Genomic DNA, 21,839 nt, shown 5'->3' on the forward strand with positions numbered 1-21,839 from the left:
CAAATTAAAGAGGTTGCTCATGTTAGACCGCACTCCTTCTCGTGAATTACAAGAACATCTTTGGGTTTTCCCGATGGACTATCCAATCAAATTGATTGGTAATGCAGGGGATGAACTTCGAGTGGCTGTTGTTGATATTTTGCAGAAGCACTTCCCTGAATTCGATGGTGGTACAGTAAAAGTACAACCTTCACGTACAGGTAAATACCACTCTTTAACCGCACAATTACGCTTTGAAGAGTTAGAACAAGTTCATGCGCTATATGCTGATCTTGCAGCCTGCCCTTTAATTAAGACAGCGCTTTAAATAAGAAATCCAAAATACGAAAGTGTTTTGGATTTTTTTTAATAAAAAATAACGTACGACTTTTAGATCGCCCCTATTTATCCGACTTAAATAATTATATAATTCAACTACTTATCTCTTTAAAGCTGCAAAGGAAATTTTATTGTAATGAGCTCTGTAAAACCTACTTTAATCATTCGTTGTTTCAATGATCTACAAGACTACACAGCTCGTTTTGAAGCAATGAAAGACTTCACAACTCATCGTGATGAAACCACACCCGATGAAGTTTGGTTATTACAACATCAAGATGTTTTGACTCAAGGGCAAGCAGGCAAAGCTGAACATATCCTTACGCACAGCAGCCTTCCAGTTGTCCATACTGATCGCGGAGGACAGGTCACTTGGCATGGTAAGGGTCAACTCGTTGCTTATTTCCTATTAGATTTAAACCGTTTGAAATGGCATGTTCGAACTCTAGTCAGCTTTGCTGAACAAGCCATGATTGACTTGCTGAAACAATACAATATTGACGCTTACGCTAAGCCCGATGCGCCAGGAGTCTATGTTGATGGTCGTAAAATCGGGTCTTTAGGTTTTAAAATTCGCCGTGGTCGTAGTTACCACGGTTTAGCCTTAAATATTGATTGTGATTTAACAGGCTTTCAAACCATTAATCCTTGTGGATACGCAGGTTTAGAAATGGTACGCTTGCAAGACTTGCTTGAAGATTACCCAAGCTTTGAGCAACTTTGTCATGATTTTATTCGCTATTTACAAAATACGAATTTCTTTTATGACCTTGTAGTCAAATCTGAATAAACTACTTTTAAATTCCAAAGAAATAAATTAGAGTAATTACTCTAAATTTGCTTTTGCATAATTTTAACAAGGGATACGCGAGTGATTTCGACCAAAGCAGTGAAGCCCACTTTGCAATTTGCCTACGTAAAACTCATGATGGATGTCGTCGGTCGTGGTTTAGTAATGGCAAGCCAAGTGGATGACGAAGTACAACAGGAAGTCTCTAAATTTCCAGTTGGCTTTATACTTTCAATGAATGTTTTCCCAAATGGTCCTGCATTTATTGCACGAGTGACCGAAGAAAAACAATTAGAGCTTTTATCCAACTATAAAGGCAAACCTGATTTAACAATTACCTTCAAACATTTAACTCATGCTTTTCTGGTATTTTCTTTCCAAGAAAGTACTGCTCAAGCATTTGCCAATGACCGTATGATTGCTGATGGTGATGTTTCAAGTGCCATTCGCTTAGTGCGTTGTTTAAATAAAATGGAAGCGTTAATTCTACCTAAATTAATTGCTTCACTTGCTGTGAAACGTTATCCAGCTGAATTAACATTCAAAGAAAAATTCACTGGCGCAAAAAATATCTACCTCAAAGTCGCACAATCATATTTCAAACGGAGCGTATAACATGGCTAAGCCTTATTACGAATTTTTTTGTCCTGTAAAGGTAATTGCTGGTAATGCTGCGTTAGAGCACATCCCTTTTGAACTTGCGACTCTTGGTTCAAAACGCCCAATGATCATTACCGATAAAGGCGTACGTGCAAATGGTCTACTCAGCCCAATTGAAGCTGCTTTTAGCACAACAGATGCTGTAATTGGTGCAATTTTTGATGACGTTCCACCTGATTCAAGCTTGGAAGTAGTACGTGCAGCAGCACAACTGTATCGTGAAAAAAAATGTGATGCGATTATTGCGATTGGCGGTGGTTCGGTTATTGATACATCGAAAGCAACTAATATTTTAGTTTCAGAAGGTGGCGATGATTTATTGCAATACTCAGGTGCGCATAACCTACCAAAACCATTAAAACCATTCTTCGTGATTCCGACAACGTCTGGTACAGGTTCTGAAGCAACTATGGTTGCTGTCGTTTCTGATACGCAAAAAAATGTCAAACTTGCATTTGCTTCTTACTATCTCATGCCACATGCAGCGATTCTTGATCCGCGCATGACACAAACATTGCCACCACACCTAACCGCAATGACAGGTATGGATGCACTCACTCACTGTGTTGAAGCTTATACATGCTTAGCAGCGAATCCTTTAAGCGATGCTTATGCAAGTGCTGGCATCAAGAAAATTAGTGAAAACTTATTCAAAGTTTTAGACAATCCAAGTGATGCACAAGGTCGTTTAGAGCTTGCTCAAGCATCAACTATGGCGGGAATCGCATTCTCTAATTCAATGGTTGGTCTGGTTCACTCACTTGGCCATGCTCTGGGTGCGGTGGCTCACCTACCCCATGGTCTTTGCATGAACTTATTCTTGCCATATGTGCTTGAATACAACAAAGAAGTCAATGGTGCTAAGATTGGTGAATTATTGCTTCCACTTGCAGGTGCAGATATTTATGCACAGACACCTGCTCATCTGCGAGCCGAAAAAGCCATTGCAACTATTTTAACCATGCGTGATCGTTTATTCACGCTTACTAAACTTCCACGTACTTTACGTGAAACGGGTAAAGTGACAGAAGCGCAGTTAGACGAAGTTGCTGAAAAAGCCTTAAATGATGGTTCAATCATTTACAACCCAAAAGAAGCGAATTTAGAAGATCTTCGTGCAATATTGCAAAAAGCATGGTAATTCATTAAGTTAAATAAATAATTTAACTTTCAAAGCCCCGATATAATCTCGTTATCGGGGCTTTGCCATTTTAAATGAATCTTTATTCATCTATTTCTTTGGCGAATTGGCAAAAAAATTGCTAAAAGAAGCATAAAAGTACTGACAATTTATAATAAATTACGATAAATTGGCGCACTTCTTTTTTTTGTAGCAGGGGTTATTTTTGTCTCAAATGACCCTTAAAACCATAGCTGATCTTTGATCAACGATTATGAGGATAACGCCGTTGACAAATATTTCTGGGACTCCATCGGTAGCTAAACTGCAAAAAACGCTAGGTCTCTGGCACATTATCATTATTGGTTTGGCTTATATTCAACCGATGACCTTGTTTGACACCTTCGGTCTGGTATCAGAAGAAAGTCATCACCACGTTCCTACCTCTTACATTGTGGCATTGATTGCGATTTTGTTTACATCGCTAAGCTATGGGCACATGATTCGCCGTTATCCATCTTCTGGATCGGCTTATACTTACGCTCAAAAATCAATCCACCCAAATGTTGGCTTTATGGTGGGGTGGTCTTCTTGGCTCGATTATTTACTATCACCAATGGTCAATATCATCTTGGCGGGAATCTATCTGGATGCCTTATTTCCAAATGTAAACCACTGGGTCTGGGTGATTATCCTGACTGCCTTTATGACTGGCATCAACCTGCGTGGCGCTCGTTTTGTTGCAAACTTTAATAGCTTGATTGTTTTAGTTCAACTGATCGTCATCGGTGTATTCACCTATTTGGTTTATAACAAACTACAAATGGGGTATAACGCAGAAGGTCCAATTACTGCAGAAACACGCTATCAACTTTGGAGCTTACAACCGTTCTGGAATGAGCTAACCTCTATTGGCGCGTTAATTACAGGTGCGACTTTACTGTGCTTTTCATTTACAGGTTTTGACTCGCTAAGCTCTCTAGCAGAAGAAACCAAAGATACTGAAAAGACCTTACCAAAAGCGATTTTCTTGACTGCATTATTCGCAGGTGTAATTTTTATTATCAGCACCTACTTTATGCAAATTTACTTTCCGAATGATCCTAAAACTTATTTTGAGGACGTCGCCGCAACCCAGCCTGACATCCTGTTGCTGGTGGGTGGTTCGTTATTCCAGTCCTATGTGCTTGCCTTTGCGATTGTGACGGTCATGGCATCAGGGATTTCTGCCCATGCAGGCGTATCACGTCTGATGTATGTGATGGGTCGGGACGGTGTGATTAACAAGAAAATCTTTGGCCATATCAGCCCGAAAACCTTTACGCCATCCTATAACATTCTGATTGTTGGATTGGTGGCATTAAGTGCAGGTTTCATGAGTCTGGATGTGGTGATTTCCATGATCAGTTTTGGTGCCCTGATTGCGTTCACTTTCGTGAACCTGTCCGTAATTTCACGTTATGCCTTACGTGATGGCCGTACAAAGAATTTCAAAGATATTTTAAACTTTGTCATCATTCCTCTTTGTGGCTTCCTCAGCGTCTTCGCTATGTGGCTAGAAATTGAAGATACAGCATTAAAATATGGTTTATGGTGGGCAATGTTTGGTATTTTATATTTAGGCTATAAAACCAAAGGCTTTAAATATAATGCACCTCAACACAATGAACACGAATAAAATCATCTAAATCTAAAAAGGCGCTAAATGCGCCTTTTTATTAACTCAAAAACTTAGCTATGCAGTTTTTCAACAATTGATTTAACACGTTCCGCATACAGCTTCGCTGTTTCTAAGTCCCCTGTTGAAATCTCATCTACACTCGCATCAGAAGGTGATTGAACCAGTAAACCAACAGAACCGCCTAAATTATTCACATCTTCGCGTTTTGCGGCTTTGGTATTGGCTGGAAGTAAACCTAAACTCACCCAAATACCACCATGCTGAGAAGCTAAGGTTTGTAATTGAATCAACGTCACTTGTTTATCACCATTTAAACTCGCACTGTTTGTAAAGCCTGCAAAAACTTTATCTTGCCAACCACGCGTGAACCATAACCTTGGTTGTTGCAAGCCCCTATGGTGATCTCTAACCCAAGGAACTAAAGTTGTTTAAAACCCTGTTGTCTCCACGCTTCATAGACAATCACGGCGGTTGCGTTAGAGAGGTTTAAACTTCTTGAATTTTCAGCCATTGGCAGACGAATCCATTGCTCTTGTGGGAACATTAAACGCACTTGCTCAGGCAAACCCCTTGTTTCAGGTCCCATCAACAAAGCCACTGGACGATTAAGATCGACTGTATGCGGTGTCGCTGTACCTTTAGTGGTCAGTGGAAAAACATGCTCAACACCTTTGGTTTTTAAATCGGCAAGACAGAGTTCAATATTGTCCCAAATTTGCATTCTTGCCCATTCGTGGTAATCCAAACCTGCTCGCTTCAATTTCTTATCATCTAGTTCAAAACCTAAAGGTCTCACTAAATGCAATTGAGCACCTGTATTAGCACACAAACGAATAATATTACCTGTGTTTGCAGGTATTTCTGGTTCGTATAGGACAACATGAATCACAAATTTTCTCTACTATTCAAATTCTCCAGATCTATTTATTCAATAGATCTGGAATGACGACAACGCCATAAAGGAAATTTTATTGCCATTTTAACTGTTCACGCAGACTGACTACTTCACCAATAATGGTTAAAGTCGGTGCTACGATATGATGCTCAGATACTTTGGTCGCTATATCAGCTAAAGTTCCAACCACCACATTTTGATCTGGCGTAGTACCTTTGGAAATAAGTGCAACTGGCATATTTGGACGCTGGCCGTGAGCAATCAATTGCTCACAAATGCGTTCTAAACCGACTAAGCCCATGTATAACACCAAAGTTTGGTTTTCATACACTAGCTCATTCCAAGGAAGTTCTGGTGATCCCTCCTTAAGGTGTCCTGTTAAAAAACGTACACTTTGCGCATAATCACGATGCGTGAGTGGAATACCTGCATAAGCAGAACACCCTGATGCCGCTGTAATACCTGGCACAACTTGAAACGTAACATCAGCTTCAACTAATTCTTGAATCTCTTCGCCACCACGCCCAAAAATAAATGGATCACCGCCTTTTAAGCGGCAAACACGCTTACCCTTTTGTGCATATTCAACCAACAAAGCATTAATACCATCTTGTGGGACTGAATGATTAGAACGTGCTTTACCGACATAAATCTTTTCAGCATCACGGCGGCACAATTCTAAGATTGGTGCAGAGACCAAACGATCATAAATCACCACATCAGCTTGTTGCATCAAGCGTAATGCTTTTAAAGTCAGCAACTCTGGATCACCAGGACCCGCACCCACTAAATAGACTTCACCTTTCGGTGCAGTCCATTCTGTTAAGGCTTGTTCAATTAAATTATTTGCCACCTCAAGATTGTCATTAAAGACTTGCTCTTTTAGTGGACTTGCGTATAAGTTTTCCCAAAAAATACGACGCTCATCTGGATTGGCAATTTTTTCTTTCACCTGTTTACGCCATTGACCAGAAAACTCAGCTAATTTACCCATACCATGTGGAATAGAACTTTCTAACTGTGTACGAATTTGACGTGATAAAACAGGCGAAGCTCCATTTGAAGCCACAGAAATAACGAGTGGTGACCGATCAATAATTGCAGGCACCATAAAACGACAATTTGGAATATCATCTACGCTATTGACGAGAAGATTACGTATCTCACATTGCTCAAAGACAGCTTTATTCACATCAGGCTGATCTGTCGCTGCAATCACTAGGCGATAAGGCGTTGCTAAAATATTTACAGAAAAAGGGGCTTGGATATATTGACCCTGTGACTTCTCAACTAATTGTTGCAAATCAGGCTCAATCTCTGGTGCAATCACATCAACAATCGCACCAGCTTTGACTAACAAGTTTGCTTTGCGGTAGGCAATATGCCCACCACCCACAATCAGGCAACGTTGCTGCTGCAACTTTAAAGAGATTGGGAAAATTTCCACGATACGCCTCTATATTTTTTAGATCTGATTGAGCTAAAGCAAAAACTATGCACAAATTCGATGCATTTTAGTCTATATAACTAATACCGCCCATATATGGACGTAAAACTTCAGGAATCTCAATCGAACCATCCGCACGTTGATAGTTTTCCATCACTGCAAGCAAAGTACGACCTACGGCTAAACCTGAACCATTCAACGTATGCACCAATTCGATCTTCTTCTGATCTACGCGGTAGCGTGCTTTCATTCGTCGTGCTTGGAAATCGCCCATGTTTGAGCAACTTGAGATTTCACGATAGGTATTTTGGCTTGGCACCCATACTTCTAAATCATAAGTTTTGGTTGCACCAAAACCCATATCACCACCACAGAGCAAAATTTTACGATATGGTAAGCCTAATGCTTGCAAAATGCCCTCTGCATGTGCAGTTAGTTCTTCAAGCGCCTGCATTGAGTGCTCTGGTTTTGAAATTTGCACCATTTCGACCTTATCGAACTGATGTTGACGAATCAAACCACGGGTATCACGACCATAAGAACCTGCTTCACTACGGAAACATGGTGTATGTGCTGCGTATTTAAGTGGTAAACGATCTGCATCTAAGATTTCATCACGCACAAAGTTTGTTACTGGCACTTCTGCGGTCGGGATCAGGTAATATTCTTTTTCACCTTGTAATTTGAATAAATCTTCTTCAAATTTAGGCAGCTGACCTGTACCACGCAAACTATCTGCGTTGACTAAATAAGGTACATACGCTTCGGTATAACCATTTTTGAGCGTATGCGTATCTAACATAAACTGCGTCAAAGCGCGTTGTAGACGTGCCAAAGGACCTTTGAGTACGCTGAAACGTGAACCTGTTAATTTGGTTGCTGTTTCAAACTCAAGCCCACCCATCCACTCACCAAGATCGGTATGATCTTTGATCTCAAAATCAAATTGGCGTGGTGTGCCCCACTTTAAGATCTCAACATTATCGCTTTCATCTTTCCCTTCTGGAACAGATTCATCAGGTAAGTTAGGAATCGCCAGTGATTTTTGCTCTAGTTCAGTTTGCAACTCAGCAAGCGCAACTTCAGCAGCTTTGATTTCATCACCAATGGCAGCCATACGTGCCATAATTTCAGATGCATCTCCGCCCGATTTTTTGATTTGACCAACTTGTTTTGCACCAGCGTTACGTTCAGCCTGTAAATTTTCAGCTTTGGATTGTAAATCTTTACGGCGAACTTCTAAGTCAGCCCATTCTTGTACATTAAGCTGAATACCACGTTTTGCTAAAGCAGCATTCACTGCTTCAATATTATTTCTGAGTAATTTTGGGTCGATCATAATCAATCATGAATAGAGAAAAAACTGGCTATAGTGTAAGGCTTTAACCTAAAAAAATACAGCGATTGGCAATAAACTATCAACATCTATAAACAATGTTTAGATGCTGACTAACAACTAATTTGGCTCTTTAGGTAAGCTTGGCAAATATTCAGACTTGATAAATTTTTTGGCTGAATAATACGGTAAAATTAATTCGCTCATCCCTTCTGCATAAGAAGCCAACTCATACAATGGATAGACGAACACGATCCCATTGACTCCATAATAATAGTTGTCACTGACCTGCAATTGATCTTTCCTAATTTGGTGATCATCTAACCAGTTTTGATTAGCAGCATATAACTCATCACGAAGTTTTTGATTCATTTCGGGTTTCAACAACTCTGCAACAGTAATATGTTTCTTATTCGACAAATCAAAATTCACAAATTCTTGATGTGACATACCATGCGCAGCACCAGCTGAATATGAATAAGTCTGAATTGCGAAAGTCGCCAAATTATAATTTTGCCCTACAAAACGTACATAGGTACTACTTTCACTGAGTGATGGTTCATCGGCTGGCAGCTTGACTTTCTGGTCGGCGATATTGGCAAAGGCATTCGGCTCTGCTTTTTTCATACGATTAAGAAAATATTCATCAATCCATTTTTGATTGGTTTCAACATTTTGTAAATCATACTTGGTACAACCATCTTCTAAACAGACTTTTTGTTTGGGTATTTTGACTGCAATAACTTTCGCTTGAATGAGTGGAATATCTACTTTGTCCTTTTCATTAGTTGTATCTTTTTTAGGTTGGCAACCTGTTAATGCAATAACTGTCAGGATAGGAAGAAGCGGAATAATTTTTGATAATTGTGTACAGTTCATCGTCATGCAAGTCTCTGATGTTTTTCTTCACTATACAAAGCCTTGCCTATAGATGAAATTAAGAAATGTATCTACATTTCACCTCAAAGAGCCACAGTAATTGCAGCTCTTTGAGTATTTAGAATATTACTGATCAATAATATCCGTACCTTTCGGTGGCTTGAAATTAAATACTGATGCAGGAATAGTTGGATTAACTTTTACATTAGTAAAGCGAACATTCGTTGTTTGACCTAAAGAATCTTGTAAGACCATCAAGTTAGGTGCCTTATTTGCACCAAAGCTAATCGTTAAACTTTGAAATGCTCCATCCTCTTGTTTTGGATACAAAGTATAATAAAGCTTACTACGATTAGGCTGCGTTACGCGATAAGATTGCATAATCTGATTGGTATTCCCTGACAGTAAAAGCGCTGGGGTATTGGCAATTTGATCATCCAAGCTTTGACGTACTGCTTGTTGAAGATCAGGATCATAAATCCAGACGACTTTACCTGTAGTCACAATCGTTTGTTTAGCAGGACTTGTGGTTTCCCAATAAAACTTTCCAGGTCGTTCAACTTTCATTGAACCTTTAAAAGTCTGGTTCATATGTTGTGCAGTTAAACCTTTTTTCTGAACTGCTTTATTACTCGCAGCTACTTTGGTACTTTGTTCAAAATCTGCTGTGAATCTTTGTAAGCCAGAGAGTTGTTGAACCAAACTATTCGTCGCCTGCTGAGTCGATGCAGCCACGGGTGCAGCAAATACCTGACTACTCACAACAGGAGCAAGTGTAGCTACACTTAAAGTTGTTGCATAAGCGATTTTTTTTACGAAATTCATAAAATGAACCTTCTATCAGATTTTTACTGTTATGACGACATCTTACTGTTTTTGATCATTTAAAAAATGAAGAAAAGCATTGGTTTTGTGTAATTCGTGTCGCAAAGGTCTACATTATGTATGAAGTTACAGCCTTTATGTAGAAATTGTAAATATAAAAAAACCCGCTAAAAGCGGGTTTTTCTGAACCATTAAAGCTTAAGCTTCAACAGTTACATAGCGACGGCCAAACTGACCTTTCACTTCAAATTTTACTACGCCGTCAGCAGTAGCAAATAAAGTATGGTCACGACCCATACCAACATTTGCACCAGCGTGGAATTCTGTACCACGTTGACGAACGATGATGTTACCAGCAGTTACAGTTTGACCACCGTAAACTTTAACACCTAACATCTTAGGATTCGAATCACGACCGTTCTTCGTCGATCCACCGGCTTTTTTAGTTGCCATGTCTATTTACTCCTGAGTTAGCCTGCGATACCAGTAATTTTCAACTCGGTAAACCATTGACGGTGACCTTGTTGCTTACGGTAGTGTTTACGACGACGCATTTTGATGATGCGGATTTTGTCGTGACGACCATGGCCAACTACTTCTGCAGTTACTTTTGCGCCAGCTACTACTGGAGCACCGATTTGAATGCTGTCACCGTTAACAACCATTAATACGTCATCAAACGTAATAGTTGAACCAGTTTCTGCTTTCAACAATTCTACTTTAAGGGTTTCACCCTCAACAACACGGTGCTGTTTACCACCGCTTTGGATTACTGCGTACATAATGTACTCCAACATGCCCGTGTCGTCGTGTCGATAAAGGGATATACCGAGCTTAAAACGAACGCCACTGGGGTTATACAAGGGGACAAATTTTAAGTGAAAATTGATCAAACAACAAGTCATTTTGCACAAATGCAGAGATATTGATAAGTTGCTTGGATTTTTTAATGAAATCAATTAGATTGATGTCGGCTTGTTTTGATTGATTCTGATCAAAATTTGAAATACATTTTTAAAAACAAATTGCGACAATAACAAACTGTGTTTTTATCAAGTCATAAGTAGAGTGATATCGGTTTATAGAGAATTGCCTTTATTTGACTAAATTAAGACCAAAAAACTCACCGTCTTGTTGTAAATCACAGATTACATGACTTGTATAACTGTTTAGCAATAAATTAATTGATACACTTGGCAACATTATCCACCTATACGAGGTTTTCCTTCATATGGTTATCGATTTCAAGCAAGACATTCTCTCCCCTGTTGCGACAGATTTTGCTGCGATGGATCACCTGATCAATGAAGGTATAAGTTCTAAAGTTGGTCTTGTTATGTCGGTGAGTAAACATGTTGTTGAAGCTGGCGGTAAACGTATGCGCCCAATCATGTGTTTACTTGCTGCTCGTGCTTGCGGCGTCGCAAACATGCAACATGCCCAACATTTAGCGGCAATTATCGAAATGCTACACACTGCAACATTGGTGCATGATGATGTCGTTGATGAATCCAACTTACGCCGTGGTCGTCCAACCGCAAATGCAACATGGAACAATCAGACCGCCGTTCTGGTGGGTGACTTCCTGATAGCACGGTCCTTTGATTTGCTGGTGGATTTAAACAACATCACTTTGCTCAAGGACTTCTCAACAGGAACCTGTGAGATTGCGGAAGGCGAGGTTTTACAGCTTCAGGCCCAGCACCAGCCAGACACCACTGAAGAAACCTATCTCAGAATTATTCATGGTAAAACCTCACGCCTGTTTGAACTGGCAACTGAAGGCGCGGCAATTCTGGCGGGCAGAGAAGAATATCGTGAGCCACTACGCCGTTTTGCTGGCCATTTTGGCAATGCCTTTCAGATTATTGATGATATTTTGGACTACACCTCTGATGCCGACACATTAGGTAAAAATATTGGTGATGATTTAATGGAAGGTAAACCGACTTTACCGTTAATTTCAGCATTAGCTCATTCAACTGGAGATGATCATGCGATTATTCGTCGCAGTATCGCGACAGGTGGTATCGAGCATTTGGACAAAGTCATTGAAATTGTTCACAACTCAGGCGGCTTAGACTACTGTCAAAAACGTGCCAAACAAGAAACGGATGCAGCTTTAGAAGCGCTGAAAGCGCTACCAGATAATGAATATCGCCAAGCACTAATTAATTTGACCTTAATGGCCTTACATCGACTTCAATAACTTTATGAGTGCCTATGCATTTAACTTTATCTGATTTATTTTTAAAAATGCAGGAACAGCTTGATCAAAACCAAGCTGTTTTAGATGAAAATATTATCATCGAATTAATTAACCGCATACGGCCAAAAAATCCAAAGGACGCGGACGAAGTTAAACAACAGATTCAGGGCTTCATCAAAATATTATTATTGACGCCGGCGTCTGCGCTCCTATTACAAAATTTCTTACTCAAACTGATTAGCCAGTACAAACAGATTAGCTTATATGCTGATAGTGGTATTCTTTCATTAGATGGTTTTTGGAATCAACTGAGTCAACGCCTTGGTGCACACTTTCTTCCATTGGTTGAAGACGGTCAGCAGTTAAAGACTCTTATTGGAAAAGTATTTTACCAAGAAACAGATAGCCAATGGCTTGATCTGATTGAGAATCAAGACTGGATTACTTTATTTAATCTGTTAGCCGAAAGCCAAAGTAATACGGTTGAAAAACAAATTTCTAAAAATGAGCTCATCAAGGCGATTACCGTTTTGTCTTATCGAATCAGTGGTATAGGTTTATATCCTGAATTTATTAATGCTCAGCCAGATATTATTGAATATGAATCTCCCTTCTTAGTTCAAAATCGAGAAATTGTTGAATTCATCGAGAAATATAAAAAACAAATTGATGATCAAGATGCTGTTGTTGTAATGCCACCACCTGATGCATCTCAGGCATTCGTGATGCTAGATCAATGCCGTGAAGTCGTGCTAAAGATTCGCCGTGCAACTAAACGTATTGGTGTGAGTGTTAGCTTAACCTATTTATTGTCTTTACTTGAGCAGGCAATTGATCGTATTGAACTTTTATTGAGCTTATTGGCAAGTAAAAATGAGATACGCTATCTTGCATTAGGTGAATTACTCACCGACCTAACTAAGGCACATTATGATGAAAAAAGTGTTCGTCATTTACTTAGTTCAACCAGTGAGCTGATTGCATTACAGGTCACTGAAAATGCGAGTAAAACAGGTGAACATTATGTAAGCACTGATAAAGCTGGCTTTTTTGGTATGTATAAAGCAGCAGCAGGTGCTGGTGCAATTATCGCAACGATGGCCACTTTAAAGATTTTGACTGCTCGTTTAGTGCTCGCACCTTTTACACATGCATTTTTATATAGTATGAATTATGCATTAGGCTTCATGCTTATCCATGTCTTACACTTTACCGTAGCGACTAAACAACCTGCGATGACAGCGGCAGCACTTGCCGCAACAGTACAACATCAAAAAGGCAGTAAAACAGCTCAAATTGCTGAATTGGCTGCTCTGATTATCAACATTATTCGAACTCAATTTATTGCAATCCTCGGTAACATTTCGATTGCTATACCAGTAGCAGCTTTAATTACTTTTTTATGGCAATACAATCTACACGAACCTTTGCTTTCATCAACAAAAGCAACCAAAACCTTACATGATCTAAATCCGTTTACTTCGTTAGCTGTACCCCATGCTGCAATTGCTGGAATATGCTTATTTTTCTCAGGACTACTTGCAGGCTACTTCGATAATTTGGCCGTCTACCGAAAGGTTGGTCCTCGTTTAAAACAACACCATCGTTTGAAACGTTGGATGGGACAACAGCGTTTAGATAAATTTGCCAATTATATTGAAACGAATCTTGGTGCTTTAGCTGGTAATTTTCTTTTTGGCATCATGCTTGGAAGTATGGGGACGATTGGTTTTATTCTTGGCTTACCTTTAGATATTCGACATATTGCCTTTGCCTCTGCCAATTTTATTCAAGGTCTTATGACCATCGGTAGCCCTGATATTGGTTTAATCATCGTGTCTTTTTTAGGGGTTATGCTAATTGGTCTGACTAACTTATTTGTCAGCTTTACCTTGACAATTATTGTTGCACTTCGTGCCCGTCGCGTCCGCTTCGCTCAATGGAAACCACTCGCAAAATTAGTGATGACTCATTTCTTAACTCGACCAAGTGACTTTTTTTGGCCCCCTAGCCAACCTCTACAGTTAGAAGAACAAAATAAAACTGAGCAAAAAGTGAGACATTAATCGAATTTTGTTATGTTTTTTTAATGAATCTTATAAAAATATAAAAATGAAATTATCATAAAATTTCAAGACTTGACCAAAAGTGTACTCGCAAGTACACTTCAAAACACTCGACAACCCTGAACAATGGTTAAGCAAAAAATGAGGTTCGCATGCCGTACGTACTGCTTTGTATTGGTTGCTTTTTTTTAGGATTGGGTGTGATTGGGTTCATTTTTCCAAACACATCAAATTTAGACCTTTTGAGTGTTCAAGCTTTTTTTGAACACCGTTCATTGACGCTTAACCAGGTGACAATTCTACTTTCTCTGTTAGGTGGGATGCCATTTTTATTATTTTTAACCACTTTTTTGTGTCTTTATCAAACTTGGATTAAAAACTATAAGAATGTGATTTTTATCACTTTGAGTATGGGTGGAAGTATTGTGATTGGTTGGCTTCTGAAATGGAGTATTCATCGACCAAGACCCTTGGAGTTTTATCACTTGGTTAAAAGCTATGGCGCATCATTCCCAAGTGCCCATAGCCTTTATGCAGCAACCCTTGCGAGTTTAATGATGTTATTGCTTCAGCAACATAAATATCGCATTAGTGTCATTTTAGTATCTACGTTATGGTTTATTTTCATGGGGATATCTAGAGTTTACGCAGGGGTTCACTTTCCGACTGACGTACTCACAGGTTGGGGAATTGGGTTGATTTGGACTTCATTGCTTTGGTTTTGGCTGTATCAAAGCAATTTCAGCAACAATTTGTTTTTAGATAACAAATCTAAATTGAGGTGGAATAATGATGTCGGCTAAGCTTTGGGCACCTGCCCTGACTGCTTGCGCATTAGCAACAAGCATTGCGCTTGTTGGTTGTAGCAAAGATCCTAAAAATGCACAGCAAACCGCTGCTGCACAAAAAATGCCACCTCCAGAAGTCGGTGTCATCGTTGCACAACCACAAAGCGTTGAACAAAACGTAGAACTTTCGGGTCGAACGTCTGCATATCAAATTTCAGAAGTTCGTCCACAAACAGGCGGCGTCATTTTAAAGCGTTTATTTGCTGAAGGCAGTTATGTACAAGCAGGTCAAGCACTCTATGAAATTGATGCGAATACAAATCGTGCAACTGCTGATAGTGCTCGTGCAACCTTATTGCGTCAGCAAGCAAATTTAAATGCGCTGCGTGTGAAAGAAGGTCGTTATCGTCAATTGGTTGGAACTAATGCTGTTTCTAAACAAGAATATGATGATATCAATGCTCAAGTCCAACTCGCTGAAGCAGATGTCGCAGCATCACGAGCAGCGCTTAAAAATGCTGAAATTAATTTAGGTTACTCAACTGTTCGAGCACCTATTTCAGGACAATCGAGTCGTTCATCAGTTACCTCTGGTGCTTTAGTTACAGCAAATCAAGCAGATCCATTAGTGACAATTCAACAACTTGACCCAATCTATGTTGATATCAATCAGTCAAGTGCTGAACTATTACGTCTGCGTCAGCAACTCAGCAAAGGTAGTTTAGACAATAGCAACAATACTCGGGTCAAAATTACACTTGAAGATGGTTCAGATTATCCATTAGAAGGACAACTTGCATTCTCTGGCGCTAGCGTTAATCCAGAAACTGGTACAGTGACTTTACGTGCGGTATTCCCAAACCCAAATCATCTGTTATTACCAGGTATGTATGCAACTGCAAAAATTTCTCAAGCAGTTTTACCGAATGCTTACTTGATTCCTCAAGCGGCTGTAACACGTTTACCAACAGGTCAAGCAATCGCACTGATCGTAAATGCGAAAGGTGCAATTGAAACTCGCCCTATCACAACAGTCGGCGTAAAAGGTCAAGATTGGATTGTGACTGAAGGCTTAAAAGTTGGTGATAAAGTTGTAGTCGATGGCGTTGCTAAGGTCAAAGAAGGGCAAGAAGTTTCTGCTAAGCCTTATCAACCACAAGCAAAAGAACCACAAGGTCAGAATGCTGCTCCTCAGGCAAGCGAACAAAAGCAAGTCAATTCACCAAAAGCTGAACAAAAAGCTACTTCACAAGCTTAAGGGGTAGATTGCATGGCTCAATTTTTTATCCATCGCCCAATTTTTGCATGGGTGATTGCGCTGGTCATTATGTTGGCGGGTATTCTCACCCTCACCAAAATGCCAGTTGCGCAATACCCAACAATTGCACCGCCCACGGTGACAATTTCTGCAACATATCCAGGTGCTTCAGCTCAGACTGTTGAGAATACGGTTACTCAAATCATTGAACAGCAAATGAATGGTTTGGATGGTTTGCGTTATATCTCTTCAAACAGTGCGGGTAATGGTCAAGCATCGATCAACTTAAACTTCGAACAAGGCATTGATCCTGATATCGCTCAAGTTCAGGTTCAAAATAAATTGCAATCAGCAACTGCTCTTTTACCAGAAGACGTTCAACGTCAAGGTGTGAGAGTGACCAAGTCTGGTGCAAGCTTTATGCAGGTCGTTGCTTTCTACTCACCTGACGGCAGCTTGTCAGCATCAGATATTAAAGATTACGTCAATTCAAACATCTCTGAGCCACTAAGTCGTGTTGCAGGTGTAGGTGAAGTGACTGTCTTTGGTGGTTCTTATGCAATGCGTATTTGGTTAGATCCAGCAAAACTTACTAGTTTTAATCTCACACCTTCAGATGTTGCAGCAGCTATACGTTCACAAAATGCTCAAGTTGCGGTAGGTCAATTAGGTGGTGCCCCAGCAGTTCAGGGACAAGTTTTAAATGCGACAGTTAATGCACAAAGTATGTTGCAGACTCCAGAGCAGTTTAAAAACATTTTCCTAAAAAATGCTGCTAATGGCGCACAAGTGCGTTTAAGTGATGTTGCACGTGTTGAGTTAGGTTCAGACAACTATCAGTTTGACTCTAAGTTCAATGGTAATCCTGCAGGTGGTGTCGCGATTAAACTTGCGACGGGTGCAAATGCGCTAGATACAGCTGCTGCAGTTGAAAAACGTTTATCAGAATTACGTGTTAACTATCCAAGTGGTTTAAAAGATAAACTTGCTTACGATACGACACCATTCATTAAGCTTTCGATTGAAAGTGTAGTACACACACTGATTGAAGCTGTTGTTCTTGTATTTATCGTCATGTTCCTGTTCTTACAGAACTGGCGTGCGACGATCATTCCGACACTTGCAGTCCCTGTAGTTGTATTGGGAACTTTTGCGGTAATCAATATTTTCGGCTTCTCAATCAATACGCTCACCATGTTTGCGATGGTGCTTGCGATTGGTCTGTTGGTCGATGATGCGATTGTAGTCGTCGAGAACGTCGAACGTGTTATGCAAGAAGAACACCTTGAACCTGTACCTGCTACTGAAAAGTCGATGGGTCAAATTTCTGGTGCTTTGATTGGTATCACTAGTGTATTAACGGCGGTATTCGTACCAATGGCCTTCTTCGGGGGGACAACTGGTGTAATTTACCGTCAATTCTCTATCACTTTAGTAACGGCAATGATTTTATCTTTGATCGTTGCGTTAACGTTTACCCCTGCCCTTTGTGCAACGTTATTAAAACAACACGATCCAAACAAAGAACAAAGCAACAGTATCTTTGCGCGTTTCTTCCGTGGTTTTAATAGTGGGTTCGAAAAACTTTCAGAGAAATATCAAGGTGGTGTCAACCGTATGACCCATCATAAGTTGTTCTCTGGAGTCATTTATATCGTTGTTATTGCTGCTTTAGTTGGTTTATACAAGATGTTGCCTTCTTCTTTCTTACCTGAAGAAGACCAAGGTGTAGTTATGACACTTGTTCAATTACCACCGAGTGCAAGCCTTGAAAGAACAGATAAAGTCATCACCACTATGACTGATTACTTCTTAAATAAGGAAAAAGAACATGTAGAGTCAATCTTTACTGTGTCTGGCTTCTCATTTACAGGGGTTGGTCAAAATGCTGGTCTTGCTTTTATCAAATTGAAAGACTGGAGCGAGCGTACAACACCTGAATCACAAATTGGTGCCATCATTCAACGAGGTATGGCATTGAACATGATCGTAAAAGATGCATCTTACATCATGCCATTACAGCTTCCTGCAATGCCAGAATTGGGCGTATCGTCTGGTTTTAATATTCAGTTGAAAGATGTAAGTGGTCAAGGTCATGAAAAACTGATTGCTGCTCGTAACGCTATTTTAGGTATGGCATCACAAGACAAACGTCTTGCAGGTGTTCGTCCGAATGGTCAAGAAGATACACCTCAATACAAAATCACTGTTGATCAAGCGCAAGCTGGTGCAATGGGTGTCAGTATTAGTGATATTAACAGCACCATGAGCATGGCTTGGGGTGGCTCTTATATCAATGATTTCGTTGACCGTGGTCGTGTCAAAAAAGTTTATGTCCAAGGTGAAGCGGATACTCGCATGATGCCAGAAGACCTCAACAAATGGTATGTACGCAATAACAAAGGTCAAATGGTTCCATTCTCAGCATTTGCTAAAGGCGAATGGACGTATGGTTCACCACGTTTAGAACGTTATAACGGCGTATCATCTGTCAACATTCAAGGTACTCCTGCACCGGGTGTTAGCTCTGGTGACGCGATGTTGGCAATGGAAGAAATCATTGGTAAGTTACCGTCTATGGGCTTACAAGGCTTCGACTATGAATGGACTGGATTATCTTTAGAAGAACGTGATTCTGGTAATCAGACCCTGCCTTTACTGATTCTTTCGTTATTGATTGTATTCCTATGTCTATCGGCATTATATGAAAGTTGGGCAATTCCGATTTCTGTATTATTGGTTGTACCTTTAGGTATTATCGGTGCCTTTACATTGACATGGTTGGGAATGGTCATTAAAGGCGATCCAAACCTGTCCTTTAATATTTACTTCCAAGTCGCGATCGTAGCAGTCATAGGTCTTTCTGCCAAAAATGCAATTTTAATTGTAGAATTTGCTAAAGAATTGCAGGAGCAAGGTGAAGATTTATTTGATGCAACCTTACATGCTGCAAAAATGCGTTTACGTCCAATTATCATGACTACACTTGCTTTTGGTTTTGGTGTTTTACCATTAGCCCTAGCAAGCGGTGCAGGTGCTGGTAGTCAGCACTCAGTCGGTTATGGTGTACTTGGTGGTGTAATTTCTTCAACACTTTTAGGTATCTTCTTCATCCCTGTATTCTTCGTGTGGATTCGTAGTATCTTTAAGTACAAACCTAAAACTTTAAATACTCAGGAGCATTGATCGTGATGCAAACTGTTTGGTCTATTTCCAGTCGTGGCATTGCAATCTCTGCACTCGCGCTCTCTTTGGCTGCCTGCCAAAGTATGCGCGGGCCAGAGCCTGTTGTGAGCACAAATACTCCTGAAAGCTACGCGTCTTATGGTAATGCTTCTGGAAAATCGATTGCTGAACAAGGTTATAAAGACTTTTTTGCTGACCAACGTTTATTACAGGTCATTGATTTGGCTCTTGCTAATAACCGCGATTTACGTACTGCTGCATTGAATATCCAAAAAGCTCAACAGCAATATCAAATCTCAGAAAACAATCAATTGCCAACAATCGGAGCAAGCGGTAGTGCTGTGCGCCAAGTCAGCCCTTCTCGTGATCCGAATAATCCTTATTCAACTTATCAAGTTGGTTTAGGTCTCACCTCTTATGAGCTTGATTTCTGGGGGCGCGTACGCAGCTTAAAAGATGCTGCATTAGACAGTTATCTAGCAACTCAAAGTTCACGTGATGCAACGCAAATCAGTTTAATCAGCCAAGTCACTCAAGCTTGGTTGAATTATTCATTTGCTAGTGCACAACTCAAACTTGCAGAGCAAACACTCAAAGCACAGCAAGAGTCATTTAACTTGAACAAAAAGCGTTTCGATGTCGGAATTGATAGTGAAATTCCTGTGCGTCAAGCGCAAATTTCAGTTGAAACTGCACGTAATGACGTTGCTAATTACAAAACACAAATTGCTCAAGCGCAGAACTTGTTAAACTTGCTTGTTGGTCAGCCTGTTCCTCAGAACTTGCTGCCTCAACAACAAGTAACTCGCATTACCCAGCAAAATGCGTTAAGTGCAGGCTTACCAAGTGATTTGTTAAATAACCGTCCAGACGTGAAAGCTGCCGAATATCAACTGAGTGCTGCTGGTGCAAATATTGGTGCAGCAAAAGCACAATTATTCCCAACCATTAGTTTGACTGGTTCGGCAGGTTATGCATCAACTGACTTGAGTGATTTATTCAAGTCTGGAAATGCGTTATGGTCTATTGGACCAAGTATTAACATGCCAATCTTCGATTGGGGTACACGCAAAGCGAATGTGAAGATTTCTGAAACGGATCAAAAAATTGCACTTGCTAACTATGAAAAGTCAGTACAGTCGGCTTTCCGTGAAGTGAATGATGCGCTTGCAACGCGTGCCAATATTGGTGATCGTTTAACAGCTCAACGTCGTTTAGTTGAAGCAACAAATACGACTTATAAACTTTCTAATGCTCGCTTCCGTGCAGGTATTGATAGTTACTTAACTGTATTAGATGCGCAACGTTCAGCATATTCGGCTGAGCAAGGTTTATTGTTGTTACAACAAGCGAACTTAAATAGCCAAGTGGAACTCTATAAAACGCTTGGTGGTGGTTTAAAAGCCAATACAAGTGAAACTGTAAATCCACAACCATCTAGCGCACAAATTCACGCCGCTCAATAATTTTGATTATTTTCGGTTTAAAAGCTCACTTCGGTGAGCTTTTTTATTGCAACACATGCAAATTTTTCTTATCTTCAAAGATAGCATATCAATGATTTAGACAAATACTATGTTATTAAGCAGTTTAGAATCTATGCCTGGGCACACTATTTTACGTCAGTTAGATGTTGTTTATGGCAGCACCGTTCGTAGTAAACACGTTGGTCGTGACCTAATGGCTGGTTTGAAAAACATCGTGGGTGGTGAACTGACAGGTTATACAGAATTACTTGAAGAATCTCGTCAAGAAGCAACTCAACGTATGATTGATAAAGCGCGAAGTTTGGGTGCGAATGCTGTTGTCGGAATCCGCTTCTCGACTTCAAATATCGCTCAAGGTGCATCTGAACTCTTTGTCTATGGAACAGCTGTCGTCGTCCAGCCGATCACACCAAAACTTCCTGATCCATTTAGTGCTTAGGTATGTCTATGAGTGGATTAATTTTTCAGGTTATTCTTTTCTTGATTCTGTTTTCAGTCGGATGGGGATTTGGTCGTCATATCGAACATAAACATTTACGTGAACTAGATGAAAAAGAAAAACAATTTGCCCATATTCGAATTGATACCAATCGATTTATTGAAACATCAGCAAAGGGGCAATTGGTGAGTAGCAATGTCGTCATCTCACATGATTACTTTAAATACGTACTTGCCAATATTCAAAACTTTTTCGGTGGTCGCCTGACCAGTTATGAAAGTGTGGTTGAACGTGCACGGCGTGAAGCCATGCTCCGCCTCAAGCAAGAAGCAGATCGAATAGGCGCAAATCATATTATGGGAGTTCGTCTCAGCACCACAGAATTAGGTATGCAAGGTGGTATGGTTGAAGTATTTGCTTATGGCACGGCTATTTTAAATGAGTAAAAGGGAGCA

20 protein-coding genes and 1 pseudogene are annotated in these 21,839 nt (G+C 40.1%); 13 read left to right on the top strand and 8 right to left on the bottom strand.

The genetic code is table 11. The annotated features are described in order from the left end of the window. The first annotated feature begins 19 nt into the window (after window positions 1–19). The 5 genes from ABLB98_RS10120 (at window position 20) to ABLB98_RS10140 (ending at window position 4,566) form a co-directional block, all read left to right on the top strand. Complete coding sequence (locus ABLB98_RS10120; RefSeq protein ID WP_004664473.1) at window positions 20–307, top strand: YbeD family protein; 288 nt, start codon at window positions 20–22, stop codon at window positions 305–307. A 147-nt stretch (window positions 308–454) separates the two neighbouring features. Continuing rightward, entirely contained in the window at window positions 455–1,108 is a 654-nt protein-coding gene (gene lipB / locus ABLB98_RS10125) for a lipoyl(octanoyl) transferase LipB (RefSeq protein WP_348882210.1), read from the top strand. Between the two features lie 81 nt (window positions 1,109–1,189). Continuing rightward, window positions 1,190–1,723, top strand: coding sequence for a hypothetical protein (locus ABLB98_RS10130; protein ID WP_087536954.1), 534 nt, complete (start codon window positions 1,190–1,192; stop codon window positions 1,721–1,723). Window position 1,724: 1 nt separating this feature from the next. Next, a complete protein-coding gene (locus ABLB98_RS10135; protein ID WP_005161786.1) occupies window positions 1,725–2,909 on the top strand; it encodes an iron-containing alcohol dehydrogenase in 1,185 nt (394 codons plus the stop codon). Between the two features lie 253 nt (window positions 2,910–3,162). Next, window positions 3,163–4,566 (top strand): APC family permease, encoded by a 1,404-nt coding sequence (locus ABLB98_RS10140; protein WP_348882211.1) that lies wholly within the window; start codon window positions 3,163–3,165, stop codon window positions 4,564–4,566. Between the two features lie 53 nt (window positions 4,567–4,619). Here the strand turns inward: ABLB98_RS10140 and ABLB98_RS10145 are convergent. From ABLB98_RS10145 to rplU, 8 genes and pseudogenes are all read right to left on the bottom strand, one after another. Beyond that, window positions 4,620–4,946 (bottom strand): annotated as a pseudogene (locus tag ABLB98_RS10145) (NADPH-dependent FMN reductase); the annotation flags it as partial. Between the two features lie 41 nt (window positions 4,947–4,987). Continuing rightward, the gene (locus ABLB98_RS10150) at window positions 4,988–5,458 is read right to left on the bottom strand and encodes a tRNA (cytidine(34)-2'-O)-methyltransferase (protein ID WP_004664488.1); all 471 of its coding nucleotides are present in this window, start codon (window positions 5,456–5,458) and stop codon (window positions 4,988–4,990) included. Between the two features lie 79 nt (window positions 5,459–5,537). Then, window positions 5,538–6,911 carry a siroheme synthase CysG gene (cysG, locus tag ABLB98_RS10155; RefSeq protein WP_348882212.1) on the bottom strand — a complete coding sequence of 458 codons (1,374 nt, stop codon included), beginning with the start codon at window positions 6,909–6,911 and terminating at the stop codon, window positions 5,538–5,540. A gap of 67 nt (window positions 6,912–6,978) precedes the next feature. After that, window positions 6,979–8,250 carry a serine--tRNA ligase gene (serS, locus tag ABLB98_RS10160; RefSeq protein ID WP_005161804.1) on the bottom strand — a complete coding sequence of 424 codons (1,272 nt, stop codon included), beginning with the start codon at window positions 8,248–8,250 and terminating at the stop codon, window positions 6,979–6,981. A 117-nt stretch (window positions 8,251–8,367) separates the two neighbouring features. After that, window positions 8,368–9,132, bottom strand: coding sequence for an RsiV family protein (locus tag ABLB98_RS10165; protein ID WP_348882213.1), 765 nt, complete (start codon window positions 9,130–9,132; stop codon window positions 8,368–8,370). Window positions 9,133–9,252: 120 nt separating this feature from the next. Continuing rightward, on the bottom strand, window positions 9,253–9,951 hold the full coding sequence (lolA, locus tag ABLB98_RS10170; RefSeq protein ID WP_348882214.1) for an outer membrane lipoprotein chaperone LolA: 699 nt from the start codon (window positions 9,949–9,951) through the stop codon (window positions 9,253–9,255). A 198-nt stretch (window positions 9,952–10,149) separates the two neighbouring features. Next, window positions 10,150–10,404 carry a 50S ribosomal protein L27 gene (gene rpmA / locus ABLB98_RS10175; protein ID WP_004640422.1) on the bottom strand — a complete coding sequence of 85 codons (255 nt, stop codon included), beginning with the start codon at window positions 10,402–10,404 and terminating at the stop codon, window positions 10,150–10,152. A gap of 17 nt (window positions 10,405–10,421) precedes the next feature. Further along, window positions 10,422–10,733 (bottom strand): 50S ribosomal protein L21, encoded by a 312-nt coding sequence (rplU, locus tag ABLB98_RS10180; protein WP_004664501.1) that lies wholly within the window; start codon window positions 10,731–10,733, stop codon window positions 10,422–10,424. A 449-nt stretch (window positions 10,734–11,182) separates the two neighbouring features. On the opposite strand from rplU, the gene sdsA reads away from it, so the two are divergent. The 8 genes from sdsA (at window position 11,183) to ABLB98_RS10220 (ending at window position 21,830) form a co-directional block, all read left to right on the top strand. Then, on the top strand, window positions 11,183–12,160 hold the full coding sequence (gene sdsA, locus ABLB98_RS10185) for an All-trans-nonaprenyl-diphosphate synthase (protein WP_348882217.1): 978 nt from the start codon (window positions 11,183–11,185) through the stop codon (window positions 12,158–12,160). 14 nt (window positions 12,161–12,174) lie between these two features. Beyond that, on the top strand, window positions 12,175–14,226 hold the full coding sequence (locus ABLB98_RS10190; RefSeq protein WP_348882218.1) for a site-specific recombinase: 2,052 nt from the start codon (window positions 12,175–12,177) through the stop codon (window positions 14,224–14,226). A gap of 152 nt (window positions 14,227–14,378) precedes the next feature. Beyond that, entirely contained in the window at window positions 14,379–15,029 is a 651-nt protein-coding gene (locus ABLB98_RS10195; RefSeq protein ID WP_348882219.1) for a phosphatase PAP2 family protein, read from the top strand. Continuing rightward, the gene (locus ABLB98_RS10200; protein ID WP_348882220.1) at window positions 15,016–16,272 is read left to right on the top strand and encodes an efflux RND transporter periplasmic adaptor subunit; all 1,257 of its coding nucleotides are present in this window, start codon (window positions 15,016–15,018) and stop codon (window positions 16,270–16,272) included. Before ABLB98_RS10195 ends, ABLB98_RS10200 begins: the two co-directional genes overlap by 14 nt. Window positions 16,273–16,284: 12 nt before the next feature. Next, window positions 16,285–19,458: a multidrug efflux RND transporter permease subunit AdeJ gene (gene adeJ, locus ABLB98_RS10205; protein ID WP_348882221.1), complete on the top strand. Its 3,174-nt coding sequence runs from the start codon at window positions 16,285–16,287 to the stop codon at window positions 19,456–19,458. Between the two features lie 5 nt (window positions 19,459–19,463). After that, window positions 19,464–20,924, top strand: coding sequence for a multidrug efflux RND transporter AdeIJK outer membrane channel subunit AdeK (gene adeK / locus ABLB98_RS10210; protein WP_005161828.1), 1,461 nt, complete (start codon window positions 19,464–19,466; stop codon window positions 20,922–20,924). Window positions 20,925–21,033: 109 nt separating this feature from the next. Continuing rightward, window positions 21,034–21,384, top strand: a complete 351-nt coding sequence (locus tag ABLB98_RS10215) for a YbjQ family protein (protein WP_005161831.1) — start codon at window positions 21,034–21,036, stop codon at window positions 21,382–21,384. Window positions 21,385–21,392: 8 nt separating this feature from the next. Then, window positions 21,393–21,830 (top strand): YbjQ family protein, encoded by a 438-nt coding sequence (locus tag ABLB98_RS10220; RefSeq protein ID WP_348882222.1) that lies wholly within the window; start codon window positions 21,393–21,395, stop codon window positions 21,828–21,830. Window positions 21,831–21,839: the final 9 nt, after the last annotated feature.

This window comes from Acinetobacter yuyunsongii (assembly GCF_041021915.1).
In the GTDB taxonomy this organism is placed as follows: Bacteria; Pseudomonadota; Gammaproteobacteria; order Pseudomonadales; family Moraxellaceae; genus Acinetobacter.